Origin of the sequence: Mesorhizobium intechi (assembly GCF_002879535.1) — a bacterium.
Lineage (GTDB): Bacteria > Pseudomonadota > Alphaproteobacteria > Rhizobiales > Rhizobiaceae > Mesorhizobium > Mesorhizobium intechi.
This window is the reverse complement of record NZ_PNOT02000049.1, coordinates 22,743-48,035: the sequence shown is the minus strand read 5'-3', so window position 1 is coordinate 48,035 and position 25,293 is coordinate 22,743. Positions and strand designations below refer to the sequence as shown.

Genomic DNA, 25,293 nt, shown 5'->3' with positions numbered 1-25,293 from the left:
TTACCAGGAAATGGTGTCGCGGGCGCCGATCGAGATATGGCCGAACGGGATTTTCTGTATTGTTACAAGAGGTTGCTGGTTCACGCTGTTGCAACGCGCCGCGCCAGGAACTCGACCTCCAGCCGCCATGTCGCGCCATTGTCGTGCGAGCGCTCGCCGAGCCAGCAAAAGGAACTTTCGGTGATCCGCGAAAAGCTCCAGCGCACCGAGGAACCGGTGCCGTCGGCGCCGACCTGCACGATGGTGTCGCCCTCGGCCTGGCCGAGCTGGCGGCTGAAATACTGATTGCGCGGATCGCTCCAGAAAATGTGCCAGGCGTCCGCGCCGGGATCATAGACGCGCAGCGTCGTGCCGTAGAACGTCCACTTGCCCAGGGAAGGCTGGGAGCCGATATTCCGCGCGGGCAGGATCCAGACGTCCTGGATGGCGCGACCTTCCAGCACCCAGCCGAAATGCACCTCGCCACGTCCGGTCAGCACGGTGCCATCCTCGAGATGACGCGTGGCCTCAAATGTCCAGGCCCCGACAAAGCGGCCGTAAAGGGAGAGTTTTTCGGCAAGCCCGCCGATCGGTCCGGGACTGTGCAGGGCTTCGGCAAAAGGGTCGAACATGGCTGCGGTCTCTTTCTGTCAGGAGACCGCGAGAAGTAGGCGCTGGCGGGGTTCTGGGCTTGGGAAAAATTGCTATATTTCGGCCATGACAGCGACGACCCGCACTCTCGCATCCGGACCCGGCTGGTATGTGGCGGATGTGATGTGCACGGCTGGCGCGGGCGACCGGCCGTTCGAGGAATCCCATAAGGATTTCTGCGTTGCGGCCGTGACCGGCGGCACGTTCCGCTACCGCGCGCAGCAAGGCACCGCCATGCTGGCGCCAGGCGCGCTGCTGCTCGGCAATTCCGGCACCTGCTACGAATGCGGCCACGAACATGGCAGCGGCGACCGCTGTCTCTCGTTCCATTTCAAGCCTGCCTACATGGAACGGATCGTCGCCGGCGTGCCGGAGGCCAGGACGCTCACCTTCGAGGCGCCGCGTCTGCGGCCCTTGCCGGCCTTGGCGCCTTTACTGGCCGAGGCGGAAGCGGCGCGGGAGACGGGCGACAGCGAGGCCTTCGAGGAACTCGGTATGCGCATTGCAGCCGCGGCTGTCGCCACGATTTCCGGCGCCACATCCGCCAGGCGCGGACCAAGCCGCCGCGACCAGAAACGCGTGGCGGAAGCGGTGCGGCGGATCGAACGGGATGCCGACCGCCCCATTTCGCTGTCGGCACTGGCGGATGAGACGGCGACCAGTCCCTATCACTTCCTGCGTATTTTCCGGCAGGTTGCCGGCATGACGCCCTACCAGTTCCTGCTCAAGACCCGCCTGCACCGGGCAGCGGTGCAACTGCGCCTGTCCGACGATGCGATCTCGGCGATCGCCTTCGACGCCGGCTTCAACGACCTGTCGATGTTCAATCGTCGGTTTCGACGCATCATGGGCGAGACGCCAAGCGATTATCGCGCCCGCCAGTCAAGGCGCATCGCGCCTCGGCCGAAGCAGGCTCAATCCAAGGTCGGGCCGCACCAGCCCGGCAGGTAGTCCGCGTCCTTGCCCTTGGCCAGGCTGAATGCCTGTTTCATCGCCTTGTCGAAGTTCTTCGCAACCGCGTTGCGATCGATGCGCCGACGCAGGAAATCCGCCCAGATGAATTCGCTGAACGGCGTCGTGTCCTTGGCAAAACCACCCATCCGGCGCAGTTCGCCCGCGATGCTCCGGTAAGGATCGTCGATCAGCTCGCCGATTGTCTTGGGAATTGCCGAGTAATCGCGGCGCCGGCCGCTCTCGTCGAACGGGTGCATCCAGCCTCGGTTATCGAGCACGAAAAGAAAAGTATCCTTGTCGAGCGCGGACAGATCGCTGATCACTGTCACAAGCACGTCCTTGACGCCTTCCTCGAGCAGGGCGCGGGCGAGGTGATGGTGATCGGTGACGTAGTTGCGATTCTTGGGACCCAATACGACCGGCACCACGTGTTTGCCGAGAAACGCGCCGGTCTTCTTCTTGGCGTCCTGCTCCCGGATCATCTGGCGCTTCAACGCAACTTCCCTCATGCCGACCGTTATTTGCGTCGGCCTCAGTTCCTCGACGGGAACCGGCGTAACAATGGGTTCTCGCGGGTCGATCATGACACTCCATCCTGTCCTTGCTGCTTTCCCTGACCAAGTGATTTGATCGCCGCGTCGACGCTGTGGAATATGCGCTGCTGGCCGACCATTTCAGCAATGCCAAACCGCGCCAGCGCAGCCTGGGCGCGCAGTGATTCCAGCCGCGCTATGGCAAAGACCGCGCCCGCCTTGCGGCAATGAAGGATGGTGTCGATCAGGGCCTGCGCGGCGGTGTAGTCGATTTCGACGATGTTGCTGGCCTCCAGCACGACCAGTTTCACGGTTTCGTCCCTGGCATCGACAAGGTCGCAAACGCCGCGCTTGAAGCGATCGGCATTGACGAAGGAAAGTGGCGCCTGGAAGGCCGCGACCAGCACGCCCGGGAGTTCTACGCCAGCGCTGGGATTGGCTGGAGGCCACCAGACGGACGTGCCCGGCACCTGTTCGAGCTCGATCGGCTCCGTGCGTGTCGCGCTCCATATGCCATGCAGCAGCGACAGGCCGATGCCCACTGCTACGCCGGTTGCGATCGGCAGCACCACGATTGCCGCCATGGTGACCAGGATCAACACGAATTCGACCGGGGCCTGCCGATAGACGCTGGCGAACACCTTCCAGCGCAATATGTGCTGGGCAACGAACATCAGGACGCCGGCAAGGGCGGCCTGCGGAACATTGGCGAGCAGGGCGCCGCCAAAGGCACCGAGCGCCAGCACGATGGCCGCGGCAATGAGGCCGGACAGTTGCGAGCGGCCACCCGACTGGGAGACGATGGCTGTCCGCGGCGGGCTGGCATTGACGGCAAAGGCGCCGAAGAGGCCCGACAAAATGCCGCCGGCGCCGACGCCGATGAAATCGTGGTTTACATCGGGTCCGTCGTCCTGCTGCGAGGCGAAGGACCGCGAGGTGGCGGCCGTCTGCACCATGACGACAATGGCGATCAGCAGCGCCAGCGGAACGAGCGCCTGCATGTCATGGAGGCCGGCCTCCGGCAGATGGGCGCCCGGCAGGCCGTTTGGCAGAGCGCCAAGCACCTCGACGCCGTGATCCCTGAGGCCGAAGACGACAACCGCAATCGTGGCAAGTACCATGCCGATCAGGGCGCCAGGGATGCGGGCGCTGATCCGTTCCGAACAAAACACGATCGCGAACACGCCGAGGCCGAGTCCCAGGCTCCAGGGATTGGTGAGATGGAGATTGCCGGCGATCTCGCCGACACGTCGCAAGGTTTCTCCATTCTCGGCTGGCAGGCCAAGCATCCCGGGCATCTGCGAGACGATGATATGGACGGCGATGCCCGCCAGAAACCCCGTGGTGACCGGCACCGACAGGAGATCGGCGATCCAGCCGAGGCGAAAGACGCCGCTCAAGGTCACGATCAGCCCGACCATCAACGCCAGCATGACCGCCAGTGCCAGATAATGCGGGGAGCCGGATGCGGCCAGTAGCGCCAGGCTGCCCGCGAACAGCGGCGTGATGGTCGAATCCGCGCCAACCGACAGGTGACGATTGGCGCCGAACAGCGCAAACGCCACCGAACCGGCGACAAAAGCGAAAAAACCAACCTCGGGAGCAAAACCTCCGAGCCGGGCCGTTGCCATCTGCTCGGGAATGGCGATCGCGGCCAATGTCAGGCCGGCGACCAGATCACCATTGAGATCGCGGAACTGCCAGCCGCTCAGCGCCTGCAAAGGCAGCCACCGGCGCCAATTCATGGCGCTTGCGGCTTTCGCTTGGGAAAGTTGGTCCATTGCGGGCTTTTGCCTTGTGGCGGCGAAAAGCGTCATGGCCATATCGTCGCAATCAGCGGTATCCTTTTGAAATTACCATCAAAAATGACACTGGAAAAGTGCCGCGAACATTGGAGTTTCGGCCGTGCTTCCTATATAAGCGGTCAGTGATTCCTGATTAGATTGTGATCCGATTTGACCGACCAAAAGACACCGCGCGGCGCCGACGGCGGCCCCACCGGCATCGAGCCGATCTCCATCATCGAGGAGATGCAGAGCTCGTATCTTTCTTACGCCATGAGCGTGATCGTCAGCCGCGCGCTGCCTGATGTGCGCGACGGCCTGAAGCCCGTGCATCGCCGCATCCTCTATGCGGCGCATGAGAGCGGCTACCACTGGAACCGCAAATATGTGAAGTCGGCCCGCCCGGTCGCCGACGTGATGGGTAAGTACCATCCGCATGGCGACGCCTCGATCTATGACGCCTTGGTGCGCATGGCGCAGGACTGGTCGCTGCGCGTACCGCTGATCGACGGGCAGGGCAATTTCGGCTCGATCGACGGCGACCCGCCGGCGGCGATGCGCTACACCGAATCGCGGCTGACCAAGGTCGCGCACGAGCTTCTGGAGGACATCGACAAGGACACGGTCGATTTCCAGGAGACTTATGATGCCTCGGACACCGAGCCGAAGGTTCTGCCGGCGCGCTTTCCCAATCTGCTGGTCAACGGTTCGGGCGGCATCGCCGTCGGCATGGCCACCAACATCCCGCCGCACAATCTGGGTGAAGTCTGCAACGGCGCCATCGCCATCATCGACAATCCGGCGATCGACTTGCCGGCGTTGATGGAAATCATTCCTGGCCCCGATTTTCCGACCGGCGGCATCGTGCTTGGCCGCTCCGGCATCTACAGCGCCTATTCGACAGGCCGTGGCTCGATCGTCATGCGCGGCAAGGTGAACATCGAACAGCGCGGCAATGACCGTGAATCGATCATCATCACCGAGGTGCCTTACCAGGTGAACAAAGCCTCGATGATCGAGAAGATGGCCGAGCTGGTGCGCGACAAGCGCATCGAAGGCATTTCCGACATCCGCGACGAAAGCGACCGCCAGGGTTATCGCGTCGTCGTCGAGCTGAAGCGCGACGCCGTCGCCGACGTCATCCTCAACCAGCTTTACCGCTTCACGCCGCTGCAGACCTCGTTCGGCGCCAATATGGTGGCGCTGAATGGCGGCAAGCCGGAACTGCTGACCCTGACCGATATGCTGAAGGCGTTCGTCTCCTTCCGCGAAGAGGTCATCACGAGGCGGACGAAATTCCTGCTGCGCAAGGCGCGTGACCGCGCCCATGTGTTGGTGGGTCTTGCCATCGCTGTTGCCAATATCGACGAGGTCATCAAGCTGATCCGCACCGCGCCGGATCCGCAGACGGCGCGCGAGCAGTTGATGGAGCGGCGCTGGCCCGCGGGTGACGTCGAGTCGCTGATCCTTTTGATCGACGATCCGCGCCATCGCATCAACGAGGACGGCACCTACAATCTGTCCGAGGAACAGGCCCGCGCCATCCTCGAACTGCGCCTGCAGCGCCTCACCGCGCTCGGCCGCGACGAGATCGCCGACGAGTTGAACACGATCGGTGCCGAAATCGTTGATTATCTGGACATTTTGTCGTCCCGGGCTCGTGTCCAGCAGATCGTCAAGGACGAGCTTGCCGCAGTGCGCGACGAGTTCGGCACGCCACGCCGCACCGAACTCACCGACGGCGGCGCGGACATGGAAGACGAGGACCTGATCCAGCGCGAGGACATGGTCGTGACGGTGAGCCATTCCGGCTATATCAAGCGCGTGCCGCTTTCGCTCTACCGGGCACAGCGCCGCGGCGGCAAGGGCCGCTCCGGCATGTCGACCAAGGAAGAGGATTTCGTGACCCGGCTATTCGTAGCCAACACGCATACGCCGGTGCTGTTCTTCTCCTCACGCGGCATAGTCTACAAGGAAAAGGTCTGGCGGCTGCCGATCGGCAACCCGCAGTCGCGCGGCAAGGCGCTGATCAACATGCTGCCGCTCGAGCAGGGCGAACGCATCACCACGATCATGCCGCTGCCGGAGGACGAGACCAGCTGGGGCGAACTCGACGTGATGTTCGCCACCACGCGCGGCACCGTGCGCCGCAACAAGCTGTCCGATTTCGTCCAGGTGAACCGCAACGGCAAGATCGCCATGAAGCTGGAGGAAGAAGGCGACGAGATCCTCGGCGTCGAAACCTGCACCGACAATGACGACGTGCTTTTGACCGCCAGTTCCGGCCAGTGCATCCGCTTCTCCGTCGGCGACGTGCGCGTCTTCCAGAGCCGCAACTCGGTCGGCGTGCGCGGCATCACCATGGCCGAGACCGACCGCATCATTTCGATGTCGGTGATCGAGAATGTGGACGCCTCGCCCGCAGAGCGTGCCGCTTACCTCAAGCGGGCAGCCGCCGAGCGTCGCCTCGCTGCCGGCGCCAGCGGCGAGGAGGAAGAGATTGCGCTGACCAATGAGGAGATCGGCGAGGAGGCCGAGCTTTCAGACGAACGTTATGAGTTCCTCAAGGCGCATGAGCAGTATGTGCTGACGGTCACCGAATATGGCTACGGCAAGCGTTCGTCGTCCTACGATTTCCGCCTGACCGGCCGCGGCGGCAAGGGCATCCGCGCCACCGACGTGTCGAAAACGGCTGAAATCGGTCGCCTGGTGGCGACCTTCCCGGTCGGAAACGATGATCAGATCATGCTGGTGTCGGATGGCGGCACCGTCATCCGGGTGCCGGTCAACGGCATCCGTTTCGCCAGCCGCGCCACCAAGGGCGTGACTATCTTCAATACCGCCGAGGGTGAGAAGGTAGTTTCGGTCGAGCGGATTTCCGAGCCGCAATCGGACGAGGAAAGCGAAGAGATCATCGAGGGCGGCGCTGAGTCTGCTCCGGAGACCGACGCTGGTTCGGACAACGCCGAGTAAGTCCTGGGCCTGGTCTTGACATAGCAACGCCGACCCTTTGGCCGGCGCGGCAGCAAGTGCAGAACTGACTTAGTAGTGACGATACGGCTTGTGGGGGCCGAAGCCTTCGAAGCGCTTGGTGGTTGCCTTGACGCGGATGCGTTGTGCCTCCTGATGCAGCCCGAATACGGTGGCGATCAGCATGGCGACTGTCATTGCGGTGGCGAGCATGTAGATCAGCATTTGTGTGTTCTCCTGCGCCTTACAACGGATAGATGGGATTTTGGTTTCATCTTATTAAGGTGCAACCTAGTGAACGCTGCGTGAAGGCATCGTGATCAGCGTGTTCATCTGTCGTTCATGTGCGGGAAAAGGTTCACGACCTCCGTACCGATCGGATTTGCCTTTGCGAGAGAGGCTCGCTAGAAGCACCTGCCATGACTGAACGCACCGCCCTTTATGCCGGCTCCTTCGACCCGCTGACCAACGGCCATCTCGATGTGCTGAAGGCTTCGCTGGCCGTGGCCGACATCGTCTATGCGGCGATCGGCATTCATCCGGGCAAGAAGCCGTTGTTCTCCTTCGAGGAGCGGGTGCAACTCATCGAAGCCGCCACGAAGGCCGAATTCGGCCGCGATGGCGCTCGCATCAAGGTCGTTGCCTTCGACGGGCTGGTGATCGACGCCGCCAGGAAGCAGGGCGCCTCGATCATGATCCGCGGCCTGCGTGACGGCACTGATCTCGATTACGAAATGCAGATGGCCGGCATGAACGAAACCATGGCGCCTGAGCTGCAGACGGTCTTTCTGCCCGCCAGCCCGTCCGTGCGCACCATTACCGCCACACTTGTCCGCCAAATAGCCTCGATGGGCGGCGACATCCGCCCCTTCGTGCCGGCGGCTGTTGCTGGCGCGCTCACCGCAAAATTCGCGAAATAAGCCCGGAGAAAACCCTCATGCAGCTCAAAAGGCTCGCCTCGTTCCTCTTCGTGCTTGCCGGTCTTGTGACCGCCTCGGTCTCGGCCTACGCCGCCGATCCCGAAAACACCATGATCATCACGCTGAAGGACGGCGACGTGACCATCGCGTTGCGGCCCGATCTGGCGCCCAAGCATGTCGCACAGATCAAGAAGCTCGTGCGTGACCATGCCTATGACAATGTCGCTTTCCACCGCGTCATCGACGGTTTCATGGCGCAGACCGGCGACGTCAAGTTCGGCAACATGAAGAAGGGGTTCAACGCCCAGGCCGTCGGTACCGGCGGTTCGGACCTGCCTGACCTGCCGGCCGAGTTTTCGCAGACCGAGCACTACAAGCGCGGCGTGGTCGGCATGGCCCGCTCGCAAGATCCGAACTCCGCCAATTCGCAATTCTTCATCATGTTCGCGCCGGCACCGCCGCTCGACGGCCAGTACACCATCGTCGGCAATGTCGTCAGCGGCATGGAACTGGTGGACCACATCAAGAAGGGTGACGAGGCGGACAATGGTACGGTCTCCGACCCTGACCGGATGATCAAGGTGCGCATCGCCGCCGACAAGTAATCTCTGTTTTTCAAAAGGATATCTGACATGGCCGAAATCAAGGACCGCGAGAACGCGCTCATCATGGAAACGACCAAGGGTAAGGTCGTCATCGAACTTTTGCCCGATCTGGCCCCCGGCCATGTCGCCCGCATCAAGGAACTGGCCAGGGAAGGCGCCTATGATGGCGTGGTCTTCCACCGCGTCATCGACGGCTTCATGGCGCAGACCGGCGACGTGAAGTTCGGCAATTCCTCGAAACCCACCTTCGCGCCGTCGCGCGCGGGCATGGGCGGCTCGGACAAGCCGGACCTGAAGGCTGAGTTCTCCAATGCCAACCACGGCCGCGGCACCTGCTCGATGGCCCGTTCACAAAATCCGAACTCGGCCAATTCGCAGTTCTTCATCTGCTTCGACGATGCCGCCTTCCTCAACCGCCAGTACACCGTCTGGGGTCAGGTCATCGAAGGCATGGACAATGTCGACAAGATCAAGCGCGGCGAACCGGTCGTCGATCCCGACAAGATCGTGTCGCTGAAGGTCGCGGCCGACGTCAAGTAAGGCGAAACGACAATGATGGGCGTCGTCTGGTCGCTTCTCGGCATCCTGTCCGGCGCGTTCATTGCCATTCAGGCACCGATCAATTCGCAGCTGGCGCGCGGCCTGGGTCTCCCGGTCGCGGCGGCTGCGTTTTCGTTCCTGTCGGGCGCCATCGTGCTCGGCATCATCTCGGTCACGGTGGTGAAGCTGCAAGGCATTTCACTCGAATGGAAGGCGCCGGCACCCTGGCTTTTCGTCGCCGGCGGCATGCTCGGCGGCTTCTATGTCACGCTCTCCACAATCCTGACGCCGCGCATCGGCGCCGCCGCCCTGATGGCGTTCCTGGTGGCCGGCCAGCTGCTCGCCGGCATGCTCATCGACCGCATCGGCTTTCTCGGTGTCGCGGTGCGTGAAATCTCGCTCGGCCGCGTCGCCGGCGCGGTGCTGCTGCTGGTCGGAGCGCTCCTCGTCCGGCTCTACTGATGCGCGTCGATCTCTTCGATTTCGACCTGCCCGAGGAGCGGATCGCGCTTCGCCCGGCTGAGCCGCGCGACAGCGCCAAGATGCTGATGGTCAAACCGGGCGAGGCGCTCGGTGACCGCACAGTCGGGGACCTCCCATCCCTGCTCAGAGCCGGCGACGTGCTGGTGTTCAACGATACCAAGGTCATTCCGGCACAGCTCAAAGGCATAAGGCGCCGCGGCGTAGCACAGGCGCAGGTCGAGGCCACGCTGCATATGCGCGTGGCGCCGGATCGCTGGCTCGCCTTTATGCGGCCAGGCAAACGCATCGCCGCTGGCGACCGCATTCATTTCGGCCATGACGGCAATTCCTGCTTCCTCGGCCAACTCGATGCCACGGTGATAGAGAAGGGCGAGAGCGGCGAGGCTTTGCTTGGCTTCGACCTGTCGGGGCCGTTCCTCGACGAGGCGTTGCACGCCGTCGGCCACATTCCGCTGCCGCCCTACATCGCTTCCAAGCGCGACGACGACGAGCGCGACCGAGCCGACTACCAGACAATCTATGCTCGGGAGGAAGGTGCTGTTGCGGCGCCCACGGCGGGCCTGCATTTCACACCAAACCTTTTTGCGGCTCTCGACGCCAAAGGGGTCGAGCGCCACTTCGTGACCTTGCATGTCGGCGCCGGCACGTTCCTGCCGGTCAAGGCGGACGACACCGCCGGCCACAAGATGCATGCCGAGATCGGCTCGGTCAGCGCGGCAACCGCCGATGCGCTGAACGCGGCCAAGGCGAGAGGCGGGCGCCTCATCGCCGTCGGTACGACCTCGCTGCGGCTGCTGGAGAGCGCGGCGCGTGAGGACGGTACAGTGCCTGCGTGGTCTGGCCCCACGGACATCTTCATCACGCCCGGCTACCGCTTTCGCACCGCCGACATGCTGATAACCAATTTCCATCTGCCGCGTTCGACGCTGTTCATGCTGGTTTCGGCCTTCAGCGGTCTCGACACGATGCGCGCGGCCTATGCGCATGCGATTGCGAACCACTACAGGTTCTACTCCTATGGAGATGCAAGCCTGCTGTATCGAGCGGAGACGAGCGATGGATGATGACCTGCAAACCCTCGATCGCGAGGCCCTGATCGCCGAGGTGAAGAAACTGCGCGCAGGCATTCGCGCGCATCGCGACACGTCAGGCCATGATCTCTGCTGGCATCATCCCGATCTGTGGGATCTGCTGCCTGAAAAGACCGAGCCGTCGATCGCCGTGCCGCCCTGGCCCAAATTCATGCGCGGATGCATCCAATATCGGCAGTCGCTCGACAGACAGGCCCCTGGCGCGCCCATCCACGACAAGGAATTCAATGGCTAAGCCGTTCAGCTTCAAGGTCCTTGCCACCGATGGCAAGGCGCGGCGCGGTGTCATAGACATGCCGCGCGGCGAAATCCGTACGCCTGCCTTCATGCCGGTCGGCACCGGCGGCACCGTCAAGACCATGTACATGGACCAGGTGCGCGGCCTCGGCGCCGACATCATCCTAGGCAACACCTATCACCTGATGCTGCGGCCCGGCGCCGAGCGTGTCGCGCGGCTTGGCGGATTGCATGAGTTTGCCCGCTGGCCGCATCCAATCCTGACCGACAGCGGCGGGTTCCAGGTGATGTCGCTGTCGAAGCTCAGGAAACTGACCGAAAAGGGCGTCACGTTCCGCTCGCATATCGATGGGGCTGCCCATGAAATGTCGCCGGAGCGTTCGATCGAGATCCAGGGCCTGCTCGATTCCGACATCCAGATGCAGCTCGACGAATGCACGGCGCTGCCGGCCGAACTCAAGGAGATCGAGCGCGCCATGGAACTGTCGCTGCGCTGGGCCGAGCGCTGCAAGACGGCGTTTGGCGACCAACCGGGCAAGGCGATGTTCGGCATCGTGCAAGGCGGTGACAATGCAGCACTTCGGGTGCGCTCCGCGCAGGTGCTGAGCGCGATGGAGCTGAAGGGCTATGCGGTTGGCGGCTTGGCGGTCGGCGAGCCGCAAGCGGTGATGCTGGAAATGCTCGACATCACCTGTCCCGAACTGCCAGCGGACAAGCCACGGTATCTCATGGGCGTCGGCACGCCCGACGATATCCTGAAATCGGTGGCGCGCGGCATCGATATGTTCGACTGCGTGATGCCGACGCGGGCCGGCCGGCACGGCCTGGCCTACACCAGGCGCGGCAAGGTCAATCTGCGCAATGCCCGCCATGCCGACGATCCGCGCCCGCTCGACGAGGAAAGCGATTGTCCCGCGGCGCGGGATTATTCGCGCGCCTATCTGCATCATCTGGTGCGCTCGCAGGAGGCACTGGGCGCTATGCTGCTGACCTGGAACAACCTGTCCTACTATCAGAAGCTGATGCAGGACATTCGCGCCGCGATCGAGACCGGCAGCTTCGAAGCGCGTGGAGCCGAGATCACCGAGGGCTGGGCGAGGGGTGATATGCCGGTCCTTTAGACCCTCAGGTGCTCAGCGAGTTGGATGCGCGCAGGCTGCAGCCGGTGATCTGAAACGTGCCGTCTGGCTGCTGCTGCAGTGTATAGACCGCCTCGTAATCCTTGCCGTCGGGTCCGACGATCAGCACCTGCTGGATAATCGAGCCCGGACCCGTCTGCTCGACCTTGCCGAAGGCATAGGACTGTGGCTTGCGCACCGGCGGGTAGCCATTGGTCACCATGTTCATGAAGGCGTCGACGGTCGGGAACACCTGCTTCACGTTCGGGGCGGCGAAGCTGTAGGCCTTGGCGCCGTCGTCGGCCAGCAGCGCCTTCAACTGACCGTCGATGACGGCCTGGCCAGCCTTGATTTCGGCATCGCCTGCAAGGGCCGGGGACATGAAGAGGAATGGAATGACTGCGAATGCGAAAAATGCGGCGCGCATGGCCTGTCTCCTTTGTCCCTCGGAACAGGTTCGTCAAGAATGACGTCCGAAGACGCAGGATAACATACGCTCCGCAGTGCATCCCGGTTTCACCGATTGCGAATATTCGCCACCAGAATGTCATGCCTGTCGCGGCGCTGCGCGAGGCCGTGGCCAGGGGCAGCGCCGGCTCAGTGCGGATTCCAGTGCTTGAAAGGGCGCCTCCAGTCTGCCAGAAGGGCCGCTTGGACTTGGACGTTTAGCGGGACGAAGCCATGAAGGCGTTTTTCGTGCAGATCAAATGCGAGTTGGGCAAATCCTATGAGGTCGCCAGCGCGCTTGCCGATGCCGAGATCGCTTCGGAAATCTATTCCACCGCCGGCAATTACGACCTGCTCGCCAAATTCTATGTCGATGACGAGGAAGATGTCGGCCATTTCGTCAACGAGAAGGTGCAGATTCTCCCCGGCATCAAGGACACGTTCACGGTCGTCACCTTCCGCGCCTTCTAGCCGGGAAGGCATTTGCCCGGGCACGAGGCAAAGCCTGATCAAGGTCGTATTTCGACTGCCTCAATTTTAGGCAGCAGCAACATACTGATCCTCCGCATCTCCCAAATCACCGATTGCGCTTGATTTTCTTCGGCGACGCCAGTGAAATGGCTTCACAGGGGAGTATGCGATTGGCAGCGTTCGATGAAATGCTTCCGGAAGTTTCCGGATTGAGACGACCGTATTCGGCTTATGATCGCTGGCTGAAGGAGCAGGATCCAGCCAGACTTACCGAGAAGATGAAGGACGCCGAACGCGTCTTCCGCAAGACCGGCATCACTTTCGCCGTCTATGGCGAGCAGGAAGCCTCCGAGCGGCTGATCCCCTTCGACATCGTCCCGCGCATCATTTCCGGCAATGAGTGGCGGCGCCTGACGCAAGGCATCGAGCAGCGCGTGCAGGCGCTGAACGCCTTCCTCGACGACATCTACCATCGCCAGGAGATCCTACGCGCCGGCCGCGTTCCCAGGGACCTGATCGCCAGGAACGAGGCGTTCCTGCCGGAGATGATCGGGGTGCGGCCGCCGGCCGGCGTCTATACCCACATCATCGGCGTCGATATCGTGCGCATCAGCGAGGACGAGTTCTACGTGCTGGAGGACAATGCGCGCACCCCGTCCGGCGTCTCCTACATGCTGGAGAACCGCGAGACGATGATGCAGCTGTTCCCCGAGCTGTTCCAGAAGATCAAGGTGCGGCCGGTGGAGAACTACCCGCAGCTGCTGCGCCAGTCGCTGGCGGCGGTTCGCCCGCAAAGCACCAAGGGCGCGCCGACCATCGCTGTGCTGACGCCCGGCAGCTTCAATTCCGCCTATTTCGAACACGCCTTCCTTGCCGACCAGATGGGCGTGCAGCTGGTCGAGGGCCAGGATCTGCGCGTCGTCGACGGCCATGTCGCGATGCGCACGACCGAAGGCTACAAGCAAATCGACGTGCTCTACCGCCGCGTCGACGATTCCTTCCTGGACCCGCTGACCTTCCGGCCGGATTCGGCCCTCGGCATACCCGGCATCATGGATGTCTATCGCGCCGGCAACATCACCATCGCCAACGCACCGGGAACCGGCATCGCCGACGACAAGGCGATTTATTCCTACATGCCCGAGATCGTCGAATTCTACACCGGCCGCAAGGCGATCCTCGGCAATATCCCGACCTGGCGCTGTTCGGAGCCGGACAGCCTGAAATATGTGCTGGAGCACATCCATGAACTGGTGATCAAGGAAGTGCACGGCTCCGGCGGCTACGGCATGCTGGTCGGACCGGCGGCGACCAAGAAGGAGTGCGAGGCCTTCGCCAAGAAACTGGCGGCGAAACCTTCGAACTATATCGCCCAACCGACACTTGCGCTGTCGACTTGCCCGATCCTGACCGACAAGGGACTGGCGCCGCGCCATGTCGACCTCAGGCCCTACGTGCTGGTTTCCGACCGGATCCAGATCGTGCCCGGCGGACTGACGCGCGTGGCGTTGAAGGAGGGCTCTCTGGTCGTGAACTCGTCGCAGGGCGGGGGAACGAAAGATACCTGGGTGTTGGATGATTGAGACGAGCAGGGGGACGCAGCAATCATGAGACGTATTCTTCCCTATTCGCCACGCGCTATTCGCTATTCGCCCGACACCGGAGCAAGCTGATATGCTTTTGGGCCGCACCGCCAACGGGCTCTACTGGATGAACCGCTACATCGAGCGGGCCGAAAACATGGCGCGGCTGGTCGATGCCGGCCTGCGCATGGCGCTGACCCGCACGCAAAGCGCGTCGGAGGAATGGAACTCGGTGCTGCTCAGCGCCGGCTCCGACGTCGCCTTCAAGCAGAAGTATTCGGACTATACGGCCGCCGATGTCGCTGATTTCCTTTTGCGCGACACCTCGAACCCGTCGAGCACCATGTCGTCGATCGAGACGGCCCGCAACAATGCCCGCATGGTGCGCACCGCGCTGACTCGCGAGACCTGGGAAAGCATCAACGAAGCCTGGATGTCGCTGAAGCGGATGCTGGCGAGGCCGATCGACGAGCGCGACCTGCCAAGCGTCCTCGATGCCATCAAGCGCGAAACGGCGCTGATCCGCGGCTCGTTCTACGGCACCATGCTGCGCAACGAGATTTTCGACTTCTCGCAGCTCGGCACCTATGTCGAGCGCGCTGACAACACTGCGCGCATCCTTGACGTCAAATATTACGTGCTGCTGCCGTCGATCTCATGGGTTGGTTCGACGCTCGACAACTATCAATGGGAATCGATCCTGCGCTCGGTGTCAGCGCACCGCTCCTACCGTTGGGTCTATGATGCGGACTACAAGCCGACCAACATCGCCGACTACCTGATCCTCAACGTCCGCATGCCGCGTTCATTGACCTTCTGCTACCGCTTCCTGTCCGAACATCTGAAATTCCTGAGCGACGATTACGGCGAACGCCACCCCTGCCACGCGACGGCGGAAAAAACGCAAGCTATGCTGAGGGCCGGGTCGATCAAGGATATATTCGACGCGGGTCTGCACGAGTTCCTCGCCGGGTTCATTCGCGACAACACCCGGCTCGGCGACGAGATCGCGCAGGATTACCGGTTTTATTGAGGGCTCCATGCGACTCAAGATCACCCACCGGACCGAATATCGCTACGACGCGCCGGTGCAATATCTGTTGCAGCGGCTGCGTTTGCTTCCGGTCAGCGGGCAGACGCAGACGGTGCTGTCCTGGGCGCTGAAGGTCGAAGGCGCGCGCGAGGAAGTGCGGTTTACCGATCACTACGGCAACGACACAAGACTGCTGAGTGTCGAGGGCGGCCACGACTTCATCACCGTCGAGGCGTCCGGCGAGGTGGTGACGCGCGACACGTCAGGCGTTTGCGGGTCGCATCAGGGGTTTGCGCCGTTGTGGCTGTTCGCGCAGGAAACGCCCCTGACCGCCATCGGTGGCGGCATCCGTAAGCTGGCCGAAGCGGTCGGCACGGGAACCGACATAGAAAGGCTGCACCGGCTGATGGCCATGATCGGCGAGCGCGTCGCCTACACGCCAGGCAGCACCAAGGCGACCACACCGGCCGAAGAGGCGCTGGCGCTGAAGGCCGGGGTTTGCCAGGATCATAGCCATATCTTTGCCGCCGCCGCGCGCGCCATGGGATTTCCGTCGCGCTACGTCTCCGGCTATCTGATGATGGATGCTGTCGAGCAGGCGGCAAGCCATGCCTGGGCCGAAGCGCATGTTGCGGGCCTCGGCTGGGTTGCCTTCGACCCCGCCAACGGCATTTCTCCCGACGAACGTTATGTGAAGGTGGCTACCGGTCGCGACTACCGCGACGCCTCGCCGGTGTCGGGAATTCGACTGGGACAGGCGGAAGAACGGCTTGCGGTCGCCGTCACGGTAGAGCAGTAATCCCGCAAGGATTAGTGCCAGAAGAGATTCCATGACCTATTGCGTCGGCCTGAAGATCGATCGCGGGCTCGTGTTCATGTCGGACACGCGCACCAATGCCGGCATGGATTCGATCTCGACCTTCAAGAAGATGCATGTATGGGAACAGCCGGGTGAGCGTGTCATCGTCTTGATGTCGGCCGGCAATCTGGCGACGACGCAGGCCGTGGTCAGCCTGCTCGACGAACGCACCAAGGCGGTGACCGACCGTCACGAGAAACTGCTCGAGACGCCGTCCATGTACCAGACGGTGCGATTGGTGGGGGACACGGTGAAAGAGGTGATCGCGCAATCGTCTCCCGCCGGCGAGAAGGCAGATTCCTATTTCAACGCCTCGTTCATCCTCGGCGGGCAGATCATGGGCAGTCCGCCGCGGCTGTTCATGATCTATCCCGAGGGCAACTTCATTGAATCGACCGACGACACGCCGTTCTTCCAGATCGGCGAGACCAAATACGGCAAACCAATCATCATCCGCGCTTATGAGCGGACGATGAGCCTGGCCGAGACGGTGAAGCTGCTGCTGGTGTCGTTCGATTCGACACTCAAGTCGAACCTGTCGGTCGGCCTGCCGCTCGACCTGCTGTTCCTGGAGAAGGACGCCTTCAAGGTTGGCCTGAAGAAGCGGATCGCTCAGGACGACCAGTATTACCGTACCATCTCCGATGGCTGGTCGAATGCGCTGAAGACCGCCTTTGCCAGCCTGCCGGATTTTCCGGGGTAGGGCGCGCGGCAGCCATGTGCGCTTGCATATATTGAGAGCCGGGCGAAGAGTGCCGGCATTGCGATCGTGTCGGGAGGACAGGATGAACAATGACGAGTTCCGGCAGTGGTCGCGACGTGCCGCCGACTGGGGCGCCGACTATCGCAATTCATTGCGCGAGCGGCCGGTGCGGCCGCTGGTCGAACCGGGTGACATTTTCAGGAGCGTTGAGGCCTCGCCGCCGGAAGACGCCGAACCGATGGACAGGATCTTCGCCGACTTCGAAGAGAAGATCGTGCCGGGCATGACGCATTGGCAGCACCCGCGCTTCTTCGCCTATTTCCCGGCCAACGCGGCGCCGGTTTCGGTGGTGGCGGAGTATCTCGTCTCCGCGGTGGCTGCGCAATGCATGCTTTGGCAGACGTCGCCGGCTGCGACCGAACTCGAGACGCGGGTCGTCGACTGGATGCGCCAGGCACTTGGCCTGCCCGAGGGATTTTCCGGCGTCATCCAGGATTCGGCCTCGTCGGCGACACTGGCCGCCGTGCTGACCATGCGCGAGCGCGCGCTGGACTGGCAAGGCAACAGAAAGGGGTTGGTCGGGCAGGGCCAGTTGCGCATCTATTCCTCGGATCAGGTGCACACGTCGATCGACCGCGCGATCTGGGTGTCGGGCATCGGCGAGGACAATCTGGTGCGCATTCCCGTCAGCGGCCAGTTCCGCTCCATGGATCCAGCAACACTGGAAGCGGCAATCGTCGCTGACCGCGCGGCTGGAATGCTGCCTGCCGGCATCATAGGCAGCGTCGGTGGAACCAGCATCGGTGGCACGGACGACATCGCCGCGGTCGCCGGCGTCGCGCGCCGGCATGGGCTCTATTTTCATGTCGATGCCGCTTGGGCCGGGTCGGCAATGATCTGCCCGGAGTATCGTCATTTCTGGGCCGGCGCCGAACAGGCTGATTCTGTCGTCTTCAACCCGCACAAATGGCTGGGCGCGCAGTTTGACTGCTCCATCCAGTTCTTGCGACAGCCGGAAGACCTGGTGCGTACGCTGGCGATCAAGCCCGAATTCCTCAAGACGCACGGACGTGACGGCATCATCAACTATTCCGAATGGTCGGTGCCGCTCGGCCGCCGGTTTCGCGCCCTGAAATTGTGGTTCCTGCTGCGTGCCCACGGGCTGGAAAACCTGCGCACCATGATCCGCAACCATGTGGCGTGGAGCGAGGGTCTCGCGGCGCGGCTGGCAAAGGAGCCGGATTTCGAGATCGTCAGCCAACCGATGCTGTCGCTGTTTTCGTTCCGGCACAAGGCGGCCTCGAGCGCCGATGCCGACGCGCACAATCTGCGGCTGGTCAATGCGATCAACGACGATGGCCGCATCTACCTGACGCAGACGAGGGTCGACGGGCAGGTGGCAATCCGCTTCCAGGTCGGCCAGTTCGAGGCGACCGCCAGCGATGTCGATGCGGCTTTTGCCGTCATCACCGAAATCGCGCGCGGCATGGCCTAACAGGCGAGTACAGGATTGCGCCGGAGTTTGCATTTGCAATCAGGCGATTTCCCTTAGCCGGCTTACGCCTTTTCATTGCTTTCGTTTTCGGCTATATACAAGAAAAACGAAAACGGGAGGCCGCCAATGTATCTGTCGCCACGCCATGCCGAGATCATCCAGATGGCCAAGGACCACGGCCGCGTGCTGGTCGACGACCTGGCCACGCATTTCAATGTGACGCCGCAGACCATTCGCAAGGACCTCAATGATCTCTGTGACCAGCGTCTGCTTTCCCGCATTCATGGCGGGGCATTGTTCCCGTCCGGTATCGAGAACATGGAGTATGAGGCTCGGCGCAAGATCGCCGCGGACGAGAAGGAAGCCATCGGCCGCGCGGCGGCAAGGCTGATCCCCGACAACGCCTCGCTGTTCATCAACATCGGCACCACGACGGAAGCGGTCAGCAAGGCGTTGCTCGACCATAACGGCTTGATGGTGATCACCAATAATATCAATGTTGCCAATAGGATGCGTATATATCCTTCGATCGAGGTGGTGATTGCCGGCGGGGTGGTGCGGGGGTCGGATGGCGGCGTGGTCGGCGAGGCGGCGGTCGATTTCATCAGGCAGTTCAAGGTCGACTACGCCGTTATCGGCGCCTCGGCTATCGACCATGACGGCGCGTTGCTCGACTTCGATTTTCGCGAGGTGAAGGTGGCGCAAGCGATCATTGCCAATGCCAGGCATGTGATTCTGGTCTCCGACCAGACGAAGTTCGAGCGCACGGCGCCGGTGCGCATCGGTCATCTGTCGCAGGTCAACACCTTCATCACCGACCGCTGCGACATCCCATCGGTGCGCAAGATCTGCCAGGAGGCCGAGGTTCAGCTGATCGAGACGTCGCTCGGGTGACGTCCTGACCCGATCCCCTCACGGGTCTGTGATATTTCGTTTGACATTCGTTATGAGTTCGAAATAATTCCGCCACGGTTTCGCAAAAGACCAAAAATGGTGCAATGCGAAATCGTGGAGGAGTTAAGTGGACACGTCTTCAGTCCGGGATATTTTCGTCATAGGTGGCGGTATCAACGGTTGCGGCATAGCCCGCGATGCCGTTGGACGCGGGTTTTCGGTTTTTCTCGCCGAGATGAACGACCTCGCCAGCGGAACCTCCTCCGGTTCGACCAAGCTGATCCATGGCGGCCTGCGCTATCTCGAATTCTACGAGTTCCGCCTGGTGCGCGAGGCGCTGATGGAGCGCGAGGTTCTGTGGAAGAACGCGCCGCACATCATCTGGCCGATGCGCTTCGTGTTGCCCTATGCCAAGGGGCTGCGTCCGGCCTGGCTGATCCGGCTCGGCCTGTTCCTATACGACCACATTGGCGGGCGCAAATTGCTGCCGGCGACCAGGACGCTCGACATGGCGAGGGATCCGGCGGGGAAGCCTTTGAAGCCGTTGTTCAAAAAGGCATTCGAATATTCCGACGGCTGGGTCAATGATGCGCGCTTGGTGGCGCTCAACGCACGTGATGCCGCCGATCGTGGTGCGACGATCCGGACCCGCACGAAAGTGGTCGGCGCGCGCCGCGAAAACGGCCTTTGGACAATCAAGATCGAGAACCTGCAGAGCGGCGAGACGGAAGAGATCATGGCGCGGCTGCTGGTCAATGCCGCCGGACCGTGGGTCGATCATGTGCTTTCCGGCGTCGTCGGCCTGAACGATGTGCACAATGTCCGTCTGGTGCAGGGCAGCCATATCGTCATCGCCAAGAAGTTCGACGATCCGCGCGCCTATTTCTTCCAGAACAAGGATGGCCGCATCATTTTCGCCATTCCCTACGAGGACGAGTTCACACTGATCGGCACCACCGACCGGGACTATCCCGGCGATCCGCACGATGTGAAGATCAGCGACACCGAGATCGATTATCTCTGCGCCGCAGCCAGCGAGTATTTCGCTCAACCCGTGAAGCGCTCCGACATCGTCTGGACCTATTCGGCCGTGCGCCCGCTCTACGACGACGGCGCCTCCAAGGCGCAGGAGGCGACGCGTGATTATGTGCTGAAGGCCGATGGCGGTGAGGGGACAGCTCCGATCGTCAATGCCTTCGGCGGCAAGATCACCACCTACCGCCGGCTGTCGGAATCGATGCTGGAGAAGATCGAAGGTTTTCTCGGCAAGCGCGGCAGGCCGTGGACATCGGACGCGCCGCTGCCGGGCGGCGATTTCCCGGCGACCGGGTTCGACGCACAGGTGGCGAAGCTGAAGACAGCCTATCCTTTCCTCGATGCGCGCCTCGCCCGGCGGCTGACGCGGCTTTACGGAACGCGGGCTCAGCTTCTGCTCGGGCTTGCCAAGTCGAATGCCGAGCTCGGCCGCAGTTTCGGCGGTGATCTCTATGAGGCCGAAGTGCGCTATCTCGTTGAAAATGAATGGGCCGTCACATCAGAGGATGTCCTGTGGCGTCGCACCAAGCGCGGCCTGCATCTCAACCGCGAGCAGGTGGCGGCACTCGATGAATTCATGCGCGGCATAAGCCGGCGGCACGTCGCGGCCGCCGAATGAAGAGGGTCTTGAGCTGATGCGGGAAGCCCGGGAGGAGGCGTCATGCTTGAACTGAGGAACGTCACCAAGACGGTTGGTGCGGTCGAGCACATACGCGATGTGTCGCTGACGCTCGAGCATGGCTCGCTCAACGTTCTGCTCGGGCCGACGCTGTCCGGCAAGACCAGCCTGATGCGGCTGATGGCCGGTCTCGATGTGCCGACTACGGGCTCGGTGTGGTTCGACGGCCATGATGTCACCGGCACGACGGTGCAGAAGCGCAAGATCGCCATGGTCTACCAGCAGTTCATCAACTATCCGGCGATGACCGTCTATGAAAACATCGCCTCGCCGCTCCGGGTGGCCGGCGCAGAGCAAGGCAAGATCGACAGCCAGGTGCGCGAGGCCGCGGCGCTGCTGAAGCTGACGCCCTATCTGGACCGCACGCCGCTCAGCCTGTCGGGCGGCCAGCAGCAGCGCACCGCACTGGCTCGCGCCATCGTCAAGAATGCCAGCCTGGTGCTGCTCGACGAGCCGCTCGCCAATCTCGACTACAAATTGCGCGAGGAGTTGCGGGCCGAACTGCCGAGGATCTTTGCCGCCGCCGGCACCATCTTCGTCTACGCCACGACCGAACCGCACGAGGCGCTGCTGCTCGGCGGCAACACGGCAACGCTGTCGGAAGGCCGCATCACGCAGTTCGGACCGACCATCGACGTCTTCCGCAAGCCGGTCGACCTGGTGACAGCGAGGACCTTCGCCGATCCGCCGCTCAACACCATCGTGCTGGCCAAGAAGGGCGCCGACTTCCTGCTCGAAGGCGGGGTGAAGCTGCCGGTGCCGCCCGAACTCGTCGGCATCGCCGACGGCAACTACACAATCGGTTTTCAGCCGCACCACCTATCCCTTGAACGGCCCAACGCCAGCGCCGTGCCAGTGCGGGCAAAGGTGACGATCACCGAGATCACCGGGTCGGAGAGTTTCATCCATCTGGATTTTGCCGACGTGCGCTGGGTCATGCTGACCCACGGCATCAGGGATTTCGAGACCGACGAAGTGGTCGAGGTGTTCATCGATCCGCGTCACATCATGGTTTTCGACGAGCACGGCCGTGCCGTGACCGCACCGAAGCTGGCGGCTTGAGGAGGGCGATATGGCGCGCATCGACGTCAACCACATCAGGCATTCCTATCTGCCGAACCCCCAGAAGGATGCAGATTTCGCGCTCAGGGAAGTGCACCACACATTCGAGGATGGCGGCGCCTATGCGCTGCTCGGGCCGTCCGGCTGCGGCAAGACCACGCTGCTCAACATCATTTCGGGCCTGCTGCATCCCTCGCACGGCCAGTTGCTGTTCAACGGCCGGGACGTGACCGGTCTGTCGACGCAGGAACGCAACATCGCGCAGGTGTTCCAGTTTCCGGTCATCTACGACACCATGACCGTCTACGACAATCTGGCCTTCCCGCTACGCAATCGCGGCGTGCCGGAGGCCGATGTCGACCGCAAGGTGCGCGAGACGCTGGAGATGATCGATCTGGCGTCCTGGGCCAAGAAGAAGGCGAGGGGCCTGACCGCCGACCAGAAGCAGAAGATCTCGCTCGGCCGCGGGCTGGTGCGCTCCGACGTCAACGCCATCCTGTTCGATGAGCCGTTGACGGTGATCGACCCGCACATGAAGTGGGTGCTGCGCTCGCAATTGAAGCAACTGCATCGCCGCTTCGGCTACACCATGGTGTACGTCACCCACGACCAGACCGAGGCGCTGACCTTCGCCGACCAGGTCGTCGTCATGTATGATGGCGGCATCGTGCAGATCGGCACGCCGGCGGAACTGTTCGAGCGGCCGCGCCATACTTTTGTCGGTTATTTCATCGGTTCGCCGGGCATGAATGTCATGCCGGTGGCGATCGACGGCAAGACGGCGACGCTCGGCTCGCAGCGGATCGAACTGCCGGGCGCGCCCAAAGCCGCCGGCGGCGCCGTCGAACTCGGCATCCGCCCCGAATATGTGCGGCTCGGCCGTGACGGCATGGCCGTCTCGATCAGCAAGGTCGAGGATCTCGGCCGCCACAAGGTGGTTCGCGCCAAGCTGGAAGGCAGGGACATCGCTGCCGTCATCGGCGAGGACGAGACCGTGCCAGCCGAACCGAAGATGCGGTTCGATCCGGCCGGCATCAACATCTATGCCGATTCCTGGCGTGTCGAGATGGGGGCATAGATGGACAAGACGTGGAACAACAAGGCCTGGTTCCTCGTGCTGCCGGTGCTGGTGCTGGTAGCCTTCACCGCCGTCATACCGCTGATGACAGTCGTCAACTATTCGGTGCAGGACACGTTCGGCAACAATGTCTTCACCTGGGCCGGCACCGAATGGTTCGAGGAACTGCTGTCGTCCAGCCGCTTCTGGGAAGCGATGGTCCGCAACCTGATCTTTTCCTTCATCATCCTGGCGATCGAGGTGCCGCTCGGCATCTTCATCGCGCTCAACATGCCGAAGAAGGGATGGGGCGTGCCAATGTGCCTGGTGCTGATGTCCCTGCCGCTGCTCATCCCGTGGAACGTCGTCGGCACCATCTGGCAGGTGTTCGGACGCAACGACATCGGGCTGCTGGGCTATTACCTTAACGCGATCGGCATCGACTACAATTACGTGCAGGATCCGTTCGACGCCTGGGTGACGATCATCGTCATGGATGTCTGGCACTGGACCAGCCTCGTCGTGCTGCTCTGCTACGCCGGACTGGTCTCGATCCCCGATGCCTTCTACCAGGCGGCCAAGATCGACGGGGCCTCACGCTGGGCGGTGTTTCGCTACATCCAGCTGCCGAAGATGCAGCGCGTGCTTTTGATCGCCGTGCTGCTGCGCTTCATGGACAGTTTCATGATCTACACCGAACCGTTCGTCGTCACCGGCGGCGGGCCGGGCAACTCGACGACCTTCCTGTCGATCGACCTCGTCAAGACGGCGCTCGGCCAGTTCGACCTTGGCCCGGCCGCCGCCATGTCGCTGGTCTACTTCCTCATCATCCTGTTGTTGTCATGGGTGTTCTACACCGTGATGACCAATTACGACGCGGAGCGCTGAAATGGCTGGCGCCAATGAACGAACCGAGCGCAATGCGATGAACGGGACCGCCTCCGAAGGTCTCGCCGGTACGCTGTCGCAGAGCGATCTCGACAGGCGCATGCGCCGGCGCGGCGAAGAATCGCGCTGGTGGTGGATCGTGCCGACGCTCTACATCATCGTGCTTTTGCTGCCGATCTACTGGCTCATCAACATGAGCTTCAAGACCAATGCCGAGATCGTCAACTCGATGACGCTCTACCCGCACACGCCGACAATCGCCAACTACGTCACCATCTTCACCGAGAAGGCCTGGTATTCCGGCTACATCAACTCGATCACCTATGTGGTCATGAACATGGTGATTTCGGTATCGGTGGCGCTGCCGGCGGCCTACGCCTTCTCGCGCTACCGCTTCCTTGGCGACAAGCATCTGTTCTTCTGGCTGCTGACCAACCGCATGGCGCCGCCGGCGGTGTTCGCACTGCCGTTCTTCCAGCTCTACTCGGCGTTCGGCCTGATCGACACACATATCGCGGTGGCGCTGGCGCATTGCCTGTTCAACGTTCCGCTGGCGGTGTGGATTCTCGAGGGCTTCATGTCGGGCGTGCCGAAGGAAATCGACGAGACGGCCTATATCGACGGCTATTCCTTCCCACGCTTCTTCGTGAGAATCTTCATGCCGCTGATCGCGAGCGGCATCGGTGTCGCCTGCTTCTTCTGCTTCATGTTCTCGTGGGTCGAATTGCTGATCGCACGCACCCTGACCACCACCGACGCCAAGCCGATCGCCGCCACCATGACGCGCACCGTTTCGGCCGCGGGCATGGATTGGGGCCTGCTCGCCGCCGCAGGCGTGCTGACGCTGATCCCGGGCGCGCTGGTCATCTGGTTCGTGCGAAATTATATCGCCAAGGGCTTTGCCCTGGGGAGGGTGTGATCATGAACCTAGACCTCTCCTGGATGGCGTGGACGTGGCCGACGGCGGCCTTCTTCGTGACCGTCCTGCTGTTGCTGTGCGGCATGGCGGCGTGGGAATACGCCTCGCCGGGCGGCAATCCGCGCGTCGGCATCCTGCGCTTCGAGACGACGCGGGGCGATCGCCTTTTCCTGTCGTTGCTTGGCAGCGCCTTTATTCATCTCGCTTGGCTGGGTCTCGTTGGATCCAACCTTTGGTGGGCTCTCGCTCTCTCCGTGGTCTACGCCGTCGGCGTGTTCCGCTACGTATAGAGGGGGAAACTGT

Annotated in this window: 27 protein-coding genes; 22 read left to right on the top strand and 5 right to left on the bottom strand. The window is 62.3% G+C overall.

The genetic code is table 11. The annotated features are described in order from the left end of the window. Window positions 1-80: 80 nt before the first annotated feature. Window positions 81-611: a hypothetical protein gene (locus tag C1D09_RS04680; protein WP_143973215.1), complete on the bottom strand. Its 531-nt coding sequence runs from the start codon at window positions 609-611 to the stop codon at window positions 81-83. Between the two features lie 85 nt (window positions 612-696). Between C1D09_RS04680 and C1D09_RS04675 the strand changes: the two genes are divergently transcribed. After that, window positions 697-1,581 carry a helix-turn-helix transcriptional regulator gene (locus C1D09_RS04675; protein WP_143973214.1) on the top strand — a complete coding sequence of 295 codons (885 nt, stop codon included), beginning with the start codon at window positions 697-699 and terminating at the stop codon, window positions 1,579-1,581. Here C1D09_RS04675 and C1D09_RS04670 read toward each other — a convergent pair. After that, window positions 1,545-2,168, bottom strand: a complete 624-nt coding sequence (locus tag C1D09_RS04670; protein ID WP_143973213.1) for a ParB-like protein — start codon at window positions 2,166-2,168, stop codon at window positions 1,545-1,547. The two genes, C1D09_RS04675 and C1D09_RS04670, sit on opposite strands and share 37 nt — an antisense overlap. Further along, the gene (locus tag C1D09_RS04665; protein WP_143973212.1) at window positions 2,165-3,862 is read right to left on the bottom strand and encodes a SulP family inorganic anion transporter; all 1,698 of its coding nucleotides are present in this window, start codon (window positions 3,860-3,862) and stop codon (window positions 2,165-2,167) included. The genes C1D09_RS04670 and C1D09_RS04665 overlap by 4 nt, the downstream gene beginning before the upstream one ends. A 210-nt stretch (window positions 3,863-4,072) precedes the next feature. On the opposite strand from C1D09_RS04665, the gene gyrA reads away from it, so the two are divergent. Beyond that, window positions 4,073-6,874 carry a DNA gyrase subunit A gene (gene gyrA / locus C1D09_RS04660; RefSeq protein WP_143973211.1) on the top strand — a complete coding sequence of 934 codons (2,802 nt, stop codon included), beginning with the start codon at window positions 4,073-4,075 and terminating at the stop codon, window positions 6,872-6,874. Between the two features lie 69 nt (window positions 6,875-6,943). On the opposite strand, the gene C1D09_RS04655 is transcribed toward gyrA, so the two are convergent. Next, window positions 6,944-7,096: a hypothetical protein gene (locus C1D09_RS04655; protein ID WP_143973210.1), complete on the bottom strand. Its 153-nt coding sequence runs from the start codon at window positions 7,094-7,096 to the stop codon at window positions 6,944-6,946. A 194-nt stretch (window positions 7,097-7,290) separates the two neighbouring features. On the opposite strand from C1D09_RS04655, the gene coaD reads away from it, so the two are divergent. Genes coaD through tgt form a run of 7 tightly spaced genes read left to right on the top strand, consistent with a single transcriptional unit; the run spans window position 7,291 to window position 11,868 of the window. Next, the gene (coaD, locus tag C1D09_RS04650) at window positions 7,291-7,791 is read left to right on the top strand and encodes a pantetheine-phosphate adenylyltransferase (RefSeq protein ID WP_027044617.1); all 501 of its coding nucleotides are present in this window, start codon (window positions 7,291-7,293) and stop codon (window positions 7,789-7,791) included. 17 nt (window positions 7,792-7,808) lie between these two features. Continuing rightward, complete coding sequence (locus tag C1D09_RS04645; RefSeq protein WP_143973209.1) at window positions 7,809-8,396, top strand: peptidylprolyl isomerase; 588 nt, start codon at window positions 7,809-7,811, stop codon at window positions 8,394-8,396. Window positions 8,397-8,423: 27 nt separating this feature from the next. Continuing rightward, on the top strand, window positions 8,424-8,936 hold the full coding sequence (locus tag C1D09_RS04640; RefSeq protein WP_143973208.1) for a peptidylprolyl isomerase: 513 nt from the start codon (window positions 8,424-8,426) through the stop codon (window positions 8,934-8,936). Between the two features lie 12 nt (window positions 8,937-8,948). Next, the gene (locus tag C1D09_RS04635; protein ID WP_143973207.1) at window positions 8,949-9,398 is read left to right on the top strand and encodes a DMT family transporter; all 450 of its coding nucleotides are present in this window, start codon (window positions 8,949-8,951) and stop codon (window positions 9,396-9,398) included. Continuing rightward, window positions 9,398-10,483 carry a tRNA preQ1(34) S-adenosylmethionine ribosyltransferase-isomerase QueA gene (queA, locus tag C1D09_RS04630; RefSeq protein ID WP_143973206.1) on the top strand — a complete coding sequence of 362 codons (1,086 nt, stop codon included), beginning with the start codon at window positions 9,398-9,400 and terminating at the stop codon, window positions 10,481-10,483. Before C1D09_RS04635 ends, queA begins: the two co-directional genes overlap by 1 nt. Further along, complete coding sequence (locus C1D09_RS04625; RefSeq protein WP_143973205.1) at window positions 10,476-10,745, top strand: hypothetical protein; 270 nt, start codon at window positions 10,476-10,478, stop codon at window positions 10,743-10,745. The genes queA and C1D09_RS04625 overlap by 8 nt, the downstream gene beginning before the upstream one ends. Continuing rightward, entirely contained in the window at window positions 10,738-11,868 is a 1,131-nt protein-coding gene (tgt, locus tag C1D09_RS04620; protein WP_143973204.1) for a tRNA guanosine(34) transglycosylase Tgt, read from the top strand. The genes C1D09_RS04625 and tgt overlap by 8 nt, the downstream gene beginning before the upstream one ends. A 4-nt stretch (window positions 11,869-11,872) precedes the next feature. Here tgt and C1D09_RS04615 read toward each other — a convergent pair whose 3' ends face one another. After that, on the bottom strand, window positions 11,873-12,292 hold the full coding sequence (locus tag C1D09_RS04615; RefSeq protein WP_143973203.1) for a DUF4864 domain-containing protein: 420 nt from the start codon (window positions 12,290-12,292) through the stop codon (window positions 11,873-11,875). Between the two features lie 254 nt (window positions 12,293-12,546). Between C1D09_RS04615 and C1D09_RS04610 the strand changes: the two genes are divergently transcribed. The 13 genes from C1D09_RS04610 to C1D09_RS04550 all read left to right on the top strand — a co-directional run bounded on the left by C1D09_RS04610 (window position 12,547) and on the right by C1D09_RS04550 (window position 25,280). Then, a complete protein-coding gene (locus C1D09_RS04610; protein WP_010909609.1) occupies window positions 12,547-12,783 on the top strand; it encodes an Lrp/AsnC family transcriptional regulator in 237 nt (78 codons plus the stop codon). A gap of 170 nt (window positions 12,784-12,953) precedes the next feature. Further along, window positions 12,954-14,366 (top strand): circularly permuted type 2 ATP-grasp protein, encoded by a 1,413-nt coding sequence (locus C1D09_RS04605; protein ID WP_167514489.1) that lies wholly within the window; start codon window positions 12,954-12,956, stop codon window positions 14,364-14,366. Window positions 14,367-14,457: 91 nt separating this feature from the next. Continuing rightward, window positions 14,458-15,399 (top strand): alpha-E domain-containing protein, encoded by a 942-nt coding sequence (locus C1D09_RS04600; protein WP_143973201.1) that lies wholly within the window; start codon window positions 14,458-14,460, stop codon window positions 15,397-15,399. A 7-nt stretch (window positions 15,400-15,406) separates the two neighbouring features. Next, window positions 15,407-16,198: a transglutaminase family protein gene (locus tag C1D09_RS04595; protein ID WP_143973200.1), complete on the top strand. Its 792-nt coding sequence runs from the start codon at window positions 15,407-15,409 to the stop codon at window positions 16,196-16,198. Window positions 16,199-16,229: 31 nt separating this feature from the next. Then, the gene (locus C1D09_RS04590) at window positions 16,230-16,961 is read left to right on the top strand and encodes a proteasome-type protease (protein WP_143973199.1); all 732 of its coding nucleotides are present in this window, start codon (window positions 16,230-16,232) and stop codon (window positions 16,959-16,961) included. Between the two features lie 82 nt (window positions 16,962-17,043). Next, the gene (locus C1D09_RS04585) at window positions 17,044-18,456 is read left to right on the top strand and encodes a pyridoxal phosphate-dependent decarboxylase family protein (RefSeq protein WP_143973198.1); all 1,413 of its coding nucleotides are present in this window, start codon (window positions 17,044-17,046) and stop codon (window positions 18,454-18,456) included. A gap of 126 nt (window positions 18,457-18,582) precedes the next feature. Continuing rightward, window positions 18,583-19,350, top strand: a complete 768-nt coding sequence (locus C1D09_RS04580) for a DeoR/GlpR family DNA-binding transcription regulator (protein ID WP_010909603.1) — start codon at window positions 18,583-18,585, stop codon at window positions 19,348-19,350. A 127-nt stretch (window positions 19,351-19,477) separates the two neighbouring features. Continuing rightward, on the top strand, window positions 19,478-21,004 hold the full coding sequence (glpD, locus tag C1D09_RS04575; protein ID WP_143973197.1) for a glycerol-3-phosphate dehydrogenase: 1,527 nt from the start codon (window positions 19,478-19,480) through the stop codon (window positions 21,002-21,004). Between the two features lie 42 nt (window positions 21,005-21,046). Continuing rightward, window positions 21,047-22,126 (top strand): ABC transporter ATP-binding protein, encoded by a 1,080-nt coding sequence (locus tag C1D09_RS04570; RefSeq protein WP_143973196.1) that lies wholly within the window; start codon window positions 21,047-21,049, stop codon window positions 22,124-22,126. A gap of 10 nt (window positions 22,127-22,136) precedes the next feature. Next, the gene (locus C1D09_RS04565; RefSeq protein WP_143973195.1) at window positions 22,137-23,204 is read left to right on the top strand and encodes an ABC transporter ATP-binding protein; all 1,068 of its coding nucleotides are present in this window, start codon (window positions 22,137-22,139) and stop codon (window positions 23,202-23,204) included. Beyond that, window positions 23,205-24,071 carry a carbohydrate ABC transporter permease gene (locus C1D09_RS04560; RefSeq protein WP_143973194.1) on the top strand — a complete coding sequence of 289 codons (867 nt, stop codon included), beginning with the start codon at window positions 23,205-23,207 and terminating at the stop codon, window positions 24,069-24,071. 37 nt (window positions 24,072-24,108) lie between these two features. After that, window positions 24,109-24,990: a carbohydrate ABC transporter permease gene (locus tag C1D09_RS04555; RefSeq protein WP_425463401.1), complete on the top strand. Its 882-nt coding sequence runs from the start codon at window positions 24,109-24,111 to the stop codon at window positions 24,988-24,990. A gap of 2 nt (window positions 24,991-24,992) precedes the next feature. After that, entirely contained in the window at window positions 24,993-25,280 is a 288-nt protein-coding gene (locus tag C1D09_RS04550) for a DUF2160 domain-containing protein (RefSeq protein WP_143973192.1), read from the top strand. Window positions 25,281-25,293 lie beyond the last annotated feature (13 nt).